Genomic DNA, 11206 nt, shown 5'->3' with positions numbered 1-11206 from the left:
ATGCAGGAGGCAAAGCGCGGCGAGAATGCCGAGGCTCTGATCGCCGCCTTTGACAAGGCGAAGGCGGCGCAGCCGACCGCCGCGACCGCCGAACTGGCGAAGATCGAGGCCGATGGCGGTCCCGCCTATCGCGCCGCCGCGCTGTTCCAGCAGGCGAATATGAAGGCCGAGCGCGGCGACCTGAAGGGCGCCGCCGCCCTGATGGCGAAAGCCGCCGCCGACACCAAGCTCGATCCCTCGCTCCGCGATCTCGCGCTGCTGCGCCAGACCGCCTTCGAATATGATACGCTGAAGCCCGAAGTCGTGATCGCGCGGATGAAGCCGATGGTCGACGCCAAGGACCCGGCGTCGAACTGGTTCCCGAGCGCCGCCGAACTGAGCGCGATCGCGCATTATCAGCTCGGCCAGTATAAGCAGGCGGGCGACCTTTATGCCCGCATCGTCAAGGTCCCGACGATCCCGAAGTCGCTGCAGTCGCGCGCGGTGCAGATGGCGGGGATGCTGGGGGTCGACGCCGTCGAAGATCGTGCGGACGAAAGCGCCGCGAAGGACCAAAAAGGCGCCGCCGCGCCCAAGGTGGCCGCCGGACCAGTTGAGGAAAAGAAATAATGCGGAAAGCCAATTTTGTCGGTGTCGCGCTCATCGCGCTGGCGCTCGCCGGCTGCGGCGTGCTCAAGGGCAATGGCGGGCCGAAGACCCCGACCGTCGGCGATCGCGTCTCGATCCTGTCGAACGACAACAGCGTCAAGGTCGATCCCGCGACCGCATCGGTCGCGGTCGTGCTGCCCGACCCGGTGGTCAACGCGAACTGGGCGCAGTCGGGCGGCAATGCGTCGAAATCGATGGGCCATCCGGCGCTTGCCGCCTCGCGCAGCCAGATCTGGAGCGCGAGCATCGCGGGCGGCAACAACAAGCAGCGGCTGGCCTCGGCCCCGGTGGTGTCGGACAACCGCTTGTTCGCGGTCGGCACCGATGCCGTCGTCTATGCCTTTTCGGCCGACACCGGTTCGTCGCTGTGGCGGGTTCCGATCGGCAGCACCGGCAAGGATTTCCAGGATTCGCTGTTCGGCGGCGGCGCGTCGGTCGACGGCAGCGTCGTCTATGCGACGAGCGGCGTCGGTGATGTCGCGGCGCTGAACGCCGCCGATGGGTCGGTGCTGTGGAAGGTGAAGCCCGCCGGTCCGCTGCGCGGCGCCCCGACGATCGCGTTCGGCGGTGTCTATGTGATCACCCAGGACAATCAGATCATTGCATTGAACGCCGCCGATGGCGCGGTGCTGTGGCAGGCGACGGCGTCGCTCGAAGCCGGCAGCATCTTTGGCGCGGGTTCGCCCGCTGCGGGGCAGGGCACGATCGTCGCCGGATTCTCGTCGGGCGAGGTTCAGGCCTATCGCTATGAAAATGGCCGCGACCTGTGGGAAGACGCGCTTGCGCGCACCTCGATGGCGCTGTCGGTGTCGACGCTGTCCGACGTCGATGCCGATCCGGTGATCGACCGCGGCCGCGTCTTCGCGCTCGGCCAGGGCGGCCGCATGGCGAGCTATGAACTCGTCACCGGCCAGCGCAGCTGGGAAATTTCGATCGCCGGCATTTCGACGCCCTATGTCGTCGGCGAGTGGGTCTATGCGATGACCGACGATGGCAAATTGCTGTGCGTCGCGCGCGCGACCGGCAAGGTCCGCTGGCTGCAGCAACTGTCGCGCTTCCGCGTCGAGACCGAAAAGAAGAAGAAGGACCCGATCCGCTGGACCGGACCGATCCTGGCGGGTGGCCGTCTGATCGCGGTGAACAGCGAGGGCCAGCTGTCCGAATTTTCGCCCGCCGACGGATCGACGATCGCGACGACCGACTTCAAAACGTCGCTGTCGCAGTCGCCGATCGTCGCGAACAATGTCCTCTATATTCTGGCGGACGACGGGCGCATCACCGCCTGGCGCTGATTTAAGGGATCGGGCCGTGTCGGCTCGATCGGAACAGGGATAATAGCATGGCGCGATCCGCAACGATCGCCATTGTCGGCCGACCCAATGTCGGCAAATCGACGCTGTTCAACCGGCTCGTCGGCAAGCGCCTGGCGCTGGTCGACGATCAGCCGGGGGTGACGCGCGACCGGCGCGAGGGCGACGCCAATCTGCTCGGGCTCGAATTTCTGATCGTCGACACGGCAGGGTTCGAGGACCAGGACGCCGCGACGCTGCCCGGCCGGATGCGCGTGCAGACCGAAAAGGCGGTGCGCGAGGCCGATGCCGCACTGTTTATGATCGACGGCCGCGCCGGGGTGACCCCGCTCGACGAGGAAATCGCACGCTGGCTGCGCAGCGAGGACACGCCGATCATCCTCGTGGTCAACAAGGCCGAGGGGAAGCAGGGCGAGAATGGCCTGATGGAAAGCTATTCGCTCGGTTTCGACAATCCGATCGCACTCAGCGCCGAACATGGCGAGGGCATCGTCGACCTGTTCGACGCGGTGCGCCCGATCGTCGAGGGGTTCGAGGCGGCCGAAGCCGAGGCGTTGCCACCACGGATCGAAGGCGAAGAGGGCGACGAGGACGAGGAAGCGCCGCTTGGTCCGATGAAACTCGCGATCGTCGGGCGTCCGAATGCCGGAAAATCGACCTTGATCAACCGCATGATCGGCGAGGATCGGCTGATCACCGGACCCGAAGCGGGGATCACCCGCGATTCGATCCGCGTCGACTGGCAATGGGAAGATGATGGCGAGGTCCATGAGATCCAGCTGTTCGACACCGCCGGTATGCGCAAGCGCGCCAAGGTGCAGGACAAGCTGGAGAAACTCTCGGTCATGGACGCGCTCCACGCGGTCGATTTTGCCGAGGTCGTGGTGCTGTTGCTCGACGCCACCAAGGGGCTGGAGGCGCAGGATCTGCGCATCGCCGACCGGGTGCTGCAGGAAGGCCGCGCGCTGATCGTGGCGCTTAACAAATGGGACGTCGCCGAAAATCCCTCGTCGCTGTTCAACGGCGTCCGGAATGCGCTCGACGACGGGCTCAGCCAGGTCAAGGGCGTGCCGGTGCTCACCATTTCGGGCGCGACGGGCAAGGGGATCGACACGCTGGTCCGCGTCGCCTTTGAACAGCGCGCGATCTGGACCAACCGCGTCTCGACCGCGCGGCTCAACCGCTGGTTCGAGGGTGCGGTCGAGAATAATCCGCCGCCGGCGCCGGGGGGCAAGCGCATCAAGCTACGCTATATCACCCAGGCGCGCACCCGCCCGCCGACCTTTGTCGTGTTCGGCACGCGCACCGATTCGCTGCCCGGCAGTTACGAGCGCTATCTGGTCAACGGCATGCGCAAGGAACTGGGTTTTCAGGGCGTGCCGGTGCGTTTGAATTTCCGCAATTCGCGCAATCCCTATGACGAATGACCAGCTCTGAGGAATCGGGGGCCGTCGTCGTCGATGCGCGCGGCATGAAATGTCCCTGGCCGGCGCTGCGGCTGGCCCGTGCGATGCGAACCGGCGGGCCTGTCGTCCTGCTCGCCGATGATCCGCAGGCGGAACGCGCAATTGCGGCGCTGGCGCGCGAACATGGCTGGTCGCTGGCGGCCGAAGCCGCAGGGCGCTGGCGGGTGCGCCACAGCTGACCCAAAACGGGCCGCTTCTGAACTGGCCCCGCCAATCGTAACGGCTTTTTTACCGCCTTCGCGGCATGACGGCGGCGGGACCAAAGACCGATTTTACGCCAAGGGACGAACAAGTGGACGATATCCTGGTCGATTGGGATGAATTCCGTGCCACGCGCACGCAGCTCGGCGCCGCTTTCGTGCGGATCCTGGGCTATTTTCGCGAGGACGGCAGCAAATCGGTCGTGGCGATCGAGGAAGCCATGCGCGCCCGCGACGCGCGCGGCCTGGTCATGCCTGCGCACACGTTGAAGGGCGAATCGCGCCAGTTCGGCGCCGAAAAACTCGCCGACCTGGCCGAAGATATCGAAACCTTTGCGCGCCATTGCATCGAGGCGCAGGTCAGCCCCGAGGAATATCTGCCGCGCGTCGTGACGCTGCGCCCCTTGTTCGAGGAAACGCTGGCGGCGCTCGAAAAAGAGGCCAATCCACTCGTCCAGCGCCGCGCGCCCGGCTTCGGGCGTGCCGTCGGCTACTGAACCGCTGCGGTTTTCCGCATCGGTTGCAGGCTGAAGCGCGACAGGCTGCGCCACAGCCATTCGAGCGGTCCGTAGTGAAAGCGGGCGAGCCAGGGCTTTGACCAGGCCAGCATCGCGGCCCACATGCCGAAGCAGAACAGATATAATCCGGCGCGCCCGACGCTGCCGAACAGCCCCAGCCCATAGCCATAAAAGATCGTCGTCATCACGATCGTCGTCACCAGATAATTGGTGAAGGCCATCCGTCCCGTCGCCGCGAGACGCGCGCGCACCGTGGCGCTGGCGCGGGTCTGGATCAGCAACATGATGAGCGCCGCCCAGCCGACCGTCATCAATATGTCGAAAGGGGTCGAGAAGACGAGGCTGGTGCCGAAGACCGTCATGGTCGCGAAGCCGGTATGGGCGCTGTCCCAGGCCATCCAGGCGAGTACCGGCGCCGCGATCGCGAAGCAGGTGGTCGCCCATCTGGTGTAGCGCGCGGCGCTCCATTCGCCGGTCAGCATGCGCGATTTGAACAATGCCATGCCGATCAGCATCAGCGCCATGCTTTCCCACAGGAACAGCATCACCTGGATCAACGGCTCGATGGCGCCCTCGCCCATGCGGTCGCCCGCGATCTCGCGATAGCTGCCGAGGAAATGCGCGACGTCCTTGGCATAGGCGGGCGAGGAGGGGCCCATCATCGCGTTGAACTCGGTCATCTGTTCGGCCAATCCGGCGGCGGCCTCGGCGGGCATCTTGCTCGCGTCGAACATGGCCATCGACAGCCAGGTCGACCCGAGCAGCGCCAGCCCGACGAACAGGAAGGCGCCGGCCCAGATCAGCAGCGCGCGGACCGAGCGGTTGCGGAACAGGAAGAGCAGCAGCCCGCACACCGCATAGAGCGACAAGATGTCGCCGAACCAGAAGAGATAATAATGGGCGAGGCCAAAGAGGCCGAGCCAGGCCATTCGCGCATAGTGGGTCTTCGCCGCGCTGCCTCCGCTCGCGGCGGCGCTTTCGATCACGAGCAGCGTGCTCGCGCCGAACAGCACCGAGAAGAGCCCCCGCATCTTCGAATCGACGAAGACAAAATTGAAAGCCCAGGTCGCAAGGTCGCTCGTGCTCGGCGACCCGCCCGCGGCGGGGTTGAAATAGGCGCTCATCGGCAGCGCGAAGGCGACGATGTTCATCGCCAATATGCCCATCACCGCGACGCCGCGTATGGCATCGAGGCTTTCATACCGTGTCGTCGCGCCGCCGCCGCTCATGTCCCATCCCCCTCCGGACCAGCGGCAGAGCTATCCTTCCCGTCCGACAGCGTCGAGCGGTTTCTTTTTGCCGCCAACCTGAGATTCATCAGTTATTGACATCTATGTCAGTAGTGCTATTTCTTCACCATCACGCGATTCTATCGAGGCAAGCCGATGACCCCGACCATCTTCTCCCACCCCGACCGCCAGCCGCAGAAGTTCCGTCCGCTCAAGGCGTTCCGGCACTTTCGCAACCTGATCAAGGACAAGGAAGACACCGAACAGGTGTTCCACATCTTCGAGAGTCTGCCGCGCAAGGGGTTCATGGACGATGCCCGCGCCTTCGTCGAAAGCGAGAAGGGCCAGCGGCTGATGGCGAGCGAGCCCTATCTGCCCGACCTGCTCGACGATCATAGCTGGATCGACCAACTGCCCGAAGGCAGCGTCGGCCACGCCTATGTCACCTTCATGCGCCGCGAAGGCCTGTCGGCCGCCGGCCTTGTCGCCGAGGCCGACAAGATGGGCCGCCCGACGTTCGACGATCAGGTGCAATGGTACGCCAACCGCCTGCGCGACACCCACGACCTGTTCCACATCCTGACCGGCTATGGCCGCGATGCGCTGGGCGAGCAGTGCGTGCTCGGCTTCACCTATGGCCAGACGGGCAATTACGGCAATTTCTTCATCGCCTATGCCGGCGGCTACGAGCTCAAGCGCAGCGTCAAGGGCAGCGCGCCGGTGATGGGTGCGATCCGTCAGGGCCAGCGCAACGGCAAGGCGTCGAAGGCGATCATCGAACAGGATATCCGCTCCTTGCTCGCCGAACCGCTCGAAGCCGCCCGCGCGCGGCTGGGGATCGGTGAGCCGACGCTGTATAAGGAAGCGCATCGCGCTTATCGCAGCCGCGGCATCGACCCGTATAATTTCCTGGCGTCGCAGGCCGCGGCGGCGTGAACCTTTTGATCCTCCCCTTGGCGAAGCCATTGGGGAGGGGGACCGCCGCGAAGCGGTGGTGGAGGGGTTTTACCTCTCGGCGCAGAACCGCACGACTGAATCCGCGACTGCGGCGGGGTAGGCCAGGACCTCCTTGGCGGTAACGCGCACCACGGTAATGTCGTGCGATTCGAGCCAGCGGTCGCGCGTCTCATCGCGTTCGGGCCTGTCGCCCATATCGTGGCTGGCGCCGTCGATCTCGATCCCGAGCTTCAATTCGAGCACGTAGAAAACGAGCACATACGGGCCGATCGGGTGCTGGCGTCGGAACTTGATATAGCCCGGCTTCGTTCGCAGAATCTGCCATAGCAATACTTCGGGGAGAGACATCTGTCGCCGAAGCCGCCGCGCACTCTTATAAGCTCTGTTGGTGGCCGATATGTCGCTGACCCCTCCACCACCCTTCGGGCGGTCCCCCTCCCCTACCGCTTCGCGGCGGGGAGGATCTTTTTAGCTTGACCGTCGCTTTTGTCGACCAGCGCAGTTTCTCGCCGTCATTCTTTCAGCCGCGCGATCAGCGCCTGTGCTGCGGCGGGATTGCGGACCTTGGCCCCCGAGATGAAGAAGAGAAAGACGTCGCGGTCGCCCTCGGCCCAATCCTTCGCCTGCTTCGCCCATCTGTCGAGCGCCGCCGCGTCATAGCCGGTTTCGATATCCTCCTGACTGCGCTGGAGCCGCGCATAGGTGAAGTCGGCGGTCTGCGCGTCGATGCAGGGAAATTCGTCGCTGTCGGCGTAAACGATCGCCATGTTCCGGTCGCGGAGCATGTCGGCGAACGCCGGATCGCGGAAGCTTTCGTCGCGGACCTCGATCGCGTGGCGCAGCCTCAGCCCGTCCTGCGTGTCAGGAAGCAGGTCGAGGAAGCCCGCAAAATCGTCGCGGTCGAATTTCTTCGTTGCCATGAACTGCCAGTGGATCGGGCCGAGCCGGTCGCCGAGCCTGGTGAGCCCCTGCGTCAGGAATTTTTCGATCGAAGCGGCGCCTTCGGCCAGTATCTTGCGGTTGGTCGTGAAGCGCGAGGCCTTGACGCTGAACTGGAAGCCGTCGGGGACCGCGGCGGCCCAGCTGGCGAAGGTTTCGGGTTTCTGGCTGCCATAATAGGTGCCGTTGATTTCGATGCCGGTGAGGTGCTGGCCGGCATATTCGAGCTCGCGCTTTTGCGGATGCTTGTCCGGGTAGAAAGTGCCGCGCCAGGGTTCGTAGGTCCAGCCGCCGATGCCGATGTGGATGCTCATACGTCCGTCACCTTCCGCCCAAACCCGTTCGTGCTGAGCTTGTCGAAGCACTGTTCTTCTTCACACTACGGCTAAAGAAAGAACGGCCCTTCGACAAGCTCAGGGCGAACGGTGTTGATCGGGCGCGCTTCGCGGCAGACGCGGGTCAGGCCAGCGCGGCGTCGGCGCCCATCAGGTTCGGGAAGAACCCCTCATGCGCGTCGCGCAGTTCGGCGAGCGTCACGCTGTGATCGCTGCCTTCCAGTTCGAAGACGATGCGATCCTTGATCGTGCGACCGACCGGATCGACCGGCACATCGGCGCGGCCTGCGGCGTCGAGGAAATCGGCGAGGCAGGTGTCGCAGACGGTGACGAGATAGAGCCCCTGATCCTCGCCGAAGAAGCTTTCGGCGACGCCGAAGGGCTGTTCTTCGCTGACCAGCACGCCGATATTCGACTTCAGCGCCATTTCGGCGAGCGTCACCGCCATGCCGCCGTCGGAGACGTCGTGGCAGGCCGTGATCCAGCCGGCGTTGATCGCGTGGCGGATGAAATCGCCGGTGCGCTTTTCGCAGCGCAAATTGACCTCGGGCGGCGGGCCTTCTTCGCGGCCATGAATTTCGCGCAGCCACACCGACTGGCCGAGATGGCCGGCGCGTTCGCCGACCGCGAGGACGATGTCGCCGGTGCGCTTGAAGCCGATGCCGACCGCGCGGCCGAGGTCCTCGATCACCCCGACGCCGCCGATCGCGGGGGTCGGCAGGATCGCGCTGCCGCCGCCGGTCGCCTTGCTCTCGTTATAGAGGCTGACGTTGCCCGAGACGATCGGATAGTCGAGCGCGATACACGCCTGCGCCATGCCGTCTAGGCAGCCGGTGATCTGGCCCATGATTTCGGGGCGCTGCGGGTTGGCGAAATTGAGGCAGTTGGTGATCGCCAAGGGCGTTGCGCCGACTGCGGTGATGTTGCGCCAGGTTTCGGCCACCGCCTGCTTGCCGCCCTCGACAGGGTCGGCGTAGCAATAGCGCGGGGTGCAGTCGGTCGACATGGCGAGCGCGCGGTTGGTGCCGTGGATGCGGACGAGCGCGGCATCGCCGCCGATCTGCAGCGTGTCGCCGCCGACCTGGCTGTCATATTGTTCGTAGATCCAGCGGCGGCTGGCGATATCGGGGGTGCCCATCAAGGTCTTGAGGTCGGCGGCGACGTCGGTCGTCTCGGGGACGTTCGTGAGTTCGGGCTGCTTGGGTGTGGGCACATGCGGGCGGTCGTACAGCGGCGCATCGTCGGCGAGCGGGGCGAGCGGGATGTCGCAGACGATCTCGCCCTTATGCTCGAGCACCATGCGGCCGGTGTCGGTGACGGTGCCGATGACCGCGAAGTCGAGTTCCCATTTGTGGAAGATCGCGGCGGCGAAATCCTCGCGGCCGGGCTTCAACACCATCAGCATGCGTTCCTGCGATTCGGACAGCATCATCTCATACGCCGTCATGCCGGTTTCGCGCTGCGGCACATCGTCCATCTTGAGATGGAGGCCGACGCCGCCCTTCGACGCCATCTCGACCGACGAGCTGGTCAGGCCCGCAGCGCCCATGTCCTGGATCGCGACGATCGCATCCGACGCCATCAGTTCGAGGCAGGCCTCGATCAGCAGTTTTTCGGTGAAGGGGTCGCCGACCTGCACGGTCGGGCGCTTTTCCTCGGCATCCTCGCCGAAGTCCGCCGACGCCATCGTCGCGCCATGGATGCCGTCGCGGCCGGTTTTCGAGCCGACATAGACGATCGGATTGCCGACGCCCGATGCGGCCGAATAGAAGATCTTGTCCTGCTCGGCGACGCCGACCGTCATCGCGTTGACCAGGATGTTGCCGTCATAGGCCTTGTGGAAATTGACCTCGCCGCCGACCGTGGGCACGCCGACGCAATTGCCGTAACCGCCGATGCCGTGGACGACGCCCGAAATCAGATGCTTCATCTTGGGATGGTCGGGGCGGCCGAAGCGCAGCGCGTTGAGGTTCGCGACCGGACGCGCCCCCATCGTGAAGACGTCGCGCAAGATGCCGCCGACCCCGGTCGCCGCGCCCTGATAGGGTTCGATGTACGATGGGTGGTTGTGGCTCTCCATCTTGAAGATCGCGGCGAGCTTCTTGCCGCCTTCGCCTTCGCCGATGTCGATGACGCCGGCGTTCTCGCCGGGACCGCAGATCACCCAAGGGGCTTCGGTCGGCAGTTTCTTCAAATGGAGGCGCGAGCTTTTGTAGCTGCAATGCTCGGACCACATGACCGAGAAGATGCCGAGTTCGACGAGGTTCGGCTCGCGCCCGAGCGCGTGCAGGACGCGCTCATATTCTTCCGGAGACAGGCCGTGTTCGGCAACGATCTCGGGGGTGATGACGGAGGCGGGCGCGGTTGCGGTCTGAGTCATGGCGCGCCTTTAGCCGCGTGCGCGCGCCGCGAACAGGCGCAATAAATAGGGACAGTCCCTATTTATTATCGCGCGCCGTTGCGCTCCTCGCCGCCATGAGCAATAAATAGGGACTGTCCCTATTTATTGGAGGGCTGATGCCGCGTTCGTCCCGTATTGTCATCCCCGGCGTGCCGCACCATGTGGTCCAGCGCGGAAATCGCCGCCAGCCGATTTTCTTCTCAGACGACGACCGGAACCGGTACGTTGATTGGCTCGCCGACGCCTGCCAGCGCTTTGGGACAACTTGCCTTGCATGGTGTCTGATGGACAATCATGTTCATCTCGTTCTTGTGCCATCGACGCGGGACGGATTGCGTGGGCCGATCGCAAGCGCCGCGACGCGGCTGTCGCAGCGTATCAACCTGATGCAGCAGACCAGCGGCCATCTTTTTCAGGGGCGTTATGCCAGCTACGCGATGGACGAGGCCCATTTGATGATCGCGTTACGCTATGTCGAGAATAACCCGGTGCAGGCCGGACTCGTGCGGGCGGCCGAGGAGTGGCGGTGGTCGAGCGCGGCAGCGCATATAGCGCGCCGGCCCGACCGGTTGGTCAGCGGCACGGAATTGGCCGATGCCGTGCCCAACTGGCGGGCTATGCTCGCTCGCGGACTCGAGGCGGCTGAAGACGAAGAATCAGCCGAATCCATCGCTCGAGCGTTGCAATCTGGACGACCGCGCGCGGTTCCCGAGTGGCTCGCTGCGCATGCCGAAGACGTTGGCGACCGCGCCGTGTCGAAGCCGCGCGGCCGCCCGTTCAAAATTAAATAGGGACTGTCCCTATTTATTGGCCGTCGGTTAGCGTGCGGCGAGGACGGTCACCGATGCTTCGAGCGGTTTGACGTCGCGCAGCGAGAATTGGACCTGTTGCGATCCGACCGTGCCGCGAACCTGATGGGTGCCGACGCGCAGCTTGAACGGCTTGCCCGTCGTTTCTTCGACGCCGTCGATCACGCGGCGGTCGCCGTGTTGGGTGATGGTGTAGCTGTAGATGCGGCCGTCATGCTCGAAGCGGCGCACCTCTTCGGCATGCGCGGTTGCGGGGACGATGGCGAACAGGGTCAGCATGGGGAGGATGAATTTTTTCATGGTGCAAGTCCTTGTCAGGATGAACAAAACTTGCCTTTATGCCCCTCTCTCTTGTGCGGTGCAGCATGACCGGTGCGCGGAGTTGCGGCAATTG

At 64.6% G+C, this 11206-nt stretch carries 12 protein-coding genes; 7 read left to right on the top strand and 5 right to left on the bottom strand.

The window, feature by feature from the left end; genetic code table 11:
- From ACREB7_RS13240 to ACREB7_RS13220, 5 genes are all read left to right on the top strand, one after another.
- Positions 1-609 (top strand): tetratricopeptide repeat protein (locus ACREB7_RS13240; protein ID WP_431592746.1); only part of this gene is annotated, 609 nt, incomplete at its 5' end.
- On the top strand, positions 609-1940 hold the full coding sequence (locus ACREB7_RS13235) for a PQQ-binding-like beta-propeller repeat protein (RefSeq protein WP_431592745.1): 1332 nt from the start codon (positions 609-611) through the stop codon (positions 1938-1940). The genes ACREB7_RS13240 and ACREB7_RS13235, both read left to right, overlap by 1 nt.
- Positions 1941-1987: 47 nt before the next feature.
- Positions 1988-3385 carry a ribosome biogenesis GTPase Der gene (der, locus tag ACREB7_RS13230; RefSeq protein WP_431592744.1) on the top strand — a complete coding sequence of 466 codons (1398 nt, stop codon included), beginning with the start codon at positions 1988-1990 and terminating at the stop codon, positions 3383-3385.
- Entirely contained in the window at positions 3382-3603 is a 222-nt protein-coding gene (locus ACREB7_RS13225; protein ID WP_431592743.1) for a sulfurtransferase TusA family protein, read from the top strand. The genes der and ACREB7_RS13225 overlap by 4 nt, the downstream gene beginning before the upstream one ends.
- A gap of 113 nt (positions 3604-3716) precedes the next feature.
- Positions 3717-4121, top strand: coding sequence for an Hpt domain-containing protein (locus ACREB7_RS13220; protein ID WP_431592742.1), 405 nt, complete (start codon positions 3717-3719; stop codon positions 4119-4121).
- Here the strand turns inward: ACREB7_RS13220 and ACREB7_RS13215 are convergent.
- Positions 4115-5371, bottom strand: a complete 1257-nt coding sequence (locus ACREB7_RS13215) for a DUF418 domain-containing protein (protein ID WP_431592741.1) — start codon at positions 5369-5371, stop codon at positions 4115-4117. The two genes, ACREB7_RS13220 and ACREB7_RS13215, sit on opposite strands and share 7 nt — an antisense overlap.
- Positions 5372-5527: 156 nt before the next feature.
- Between ACREB7_RS13215 and ACREB7_RS13210 the strand changes: the two genes are divergently transcribed.
- Complete coding sequence (locus ACREB7_RS13210; RefSeq protein WP_431592740.1) at positions 5528-6307, top strand: Coq4 family protein; 780 nt, start codon at positions 5528-5530, stop codon at positions 6305-6307.
- Positions 6308-6376: 69 nt separating this feature from the next.
- Here the strand turns inward: ACREB7_RS13210 and ACREB7_RS13205 are convergent, their stop codons facing one another.
- The 3 genes from ACREB7_RS13205 to purL all read right to left on the bottom strand — a co-directional run bounded on the left by ACREB7_RS13205 (position 6377) and on the right by purL (position 9982).
- Entirely contained in the window at positions 6377-6676 is a 300-nt protein-coding gene (locus ACREB7_RS13205) for an endonuclease domain-containing protein (protein WP_431592739.1), read from the bottom strand.
- Positions 6677-6840: 164 nt separating this feature from the next.
- On the bottom strand, positions 6841-7581 hold the full coding sequence (locus ACREB7_RS13200; protein WP_431592738.1) for a DUF72 domain-containing protein: 741 nt from the start codon (positions 7579-7581) through the stop codon (positions 6841-6843).
- A 145-nt stretch (positions 7582-7726) separates the two neighbouring features.
- A complete protein-coding gene (gene purL / locus ACREB7_RS13195; protein ID WP_431592737.1) occupies positions 7727-9982 on the bottom strand; it encodes a phosphoribosylformylglycinamidine synthase subunit PurL in 2256 nt (751 codons plus the stop codon).
- Positions 9983-10119: 137 nt separating this feature from the next.
- On the opposite strand from purL, the gene ACREB7_RS13190 reads away from it, so the two are divergent.
- Entirely contained in the window at positions 10120-10794 is a 675-nt protein-coding gene (locus tag ACREB7_RS13190; protein ID WP_431592736.1) for a transposase, read from the top strand.
- 27 nt (positions 10795-10821) lie between these two features.
- On the opposite strand, the gene ACREB7_RS13185 is transcribed toward ACREB7_RS13190, so the two are convergent.
- Positions 10822-11112 (bottom strand): hypothetical protein, encoded by a 291-nt coding sequence (locus tag ACREB7_RS13185; RefSeq protein ID WP_431592735.1) that lies wholly within the window; start codon positions 11110-11112, stop codon positions 10822-10824.
- Positions 11113-11206: the final 94 nt, after the last annotated feature.

The organism is Sphingopyxis sp., from assembly GCF_050725615.1.
In the GTDB taxonomy this organism is placed as follows: domain Bacteria; phylum Pseudomonadota; class Alphaproteobacteria; order Sphingomonadales; family Sphingomonadaceae; genus Sphingopyxis.
This window is presented reverse-complemented; position numbering and strand designations above follow the sequence as displayed.

Excerpts from the sequence above, each read along its gene's own strand:
- ACREB7_RS13235 (WP_431592745.1), top strand. The coding sequence starts at position 609 with ATGCGGAAAGCCAATTTTGTCGGTGTCGCGCTCATCGCGCTGGCGCTC.
- der (WP_431592744.1), top strand. The coding sequence starts at position 1,988 with ATGGCGCGATCCGCAACGATCGCCATTGTCGGCCGACCCAATGTCGGC.
- ACREB7_RS13225 (WP_431592743.1), top strand. The coding sequence starts at position 3,382 with ATGACCAGCTCTGAGGAATCGGGGGCCGTCGTCGTCGATGCGCGCGGC.
- ACREB7_RS13215 (WP_431592741.1), bottom strand. The coding sequence starts at position 5,371 with ATGAGCGGCGGCGGCGCGACGACACGGTATGAAAGCCTCGATGCCATA.
- ACREB7_RS13210 (WP_431592740.1), top strand. The coding sequence starts at position 5,528 with ATGACCCCGACCATCTTCTCCCACCCCGACCGCCAGCCGCAGAAGTTC.
- ACREB7_RS13205 (WP_431592739.1), bottom strand. The coding sequence starts at position 6,676 with ATGTCTCTCCCCGAAGTATTGCTATGGCAGATTCTGCGAACGAAGCCG.
- ACREB7_RS13200 (WP_431592738.1), bottom strand. The coding sequence starts at position 7,581 with ATGAGCATCCACATCGGCATCGGCGGCTGGACCTACGAACCCTGGCGC.
- purL (WP_431592737.1), bottom strand. The coding sequence starts at position 9,982 with ATGACTCAGACCGCAACCGCGCCCGCCTCCGTCATCACCCCCGAGATC.
- ACREB7_RS13190 (WP_431592736.1), top strand. The coding sequence starts at position 10,120 with ATGCCGCGTTCGTCCCGTATTGTCATCCCCGGCGTGCCGCACCATGTG.
- ACREB7_RS13185 (WP_431592735.1), bottom strand. The coding sequence starts at position 11,112 with ATGAAAAAATTCATCCTCCCCATGCTGACCCTGTTCGCCATCGTCCCC.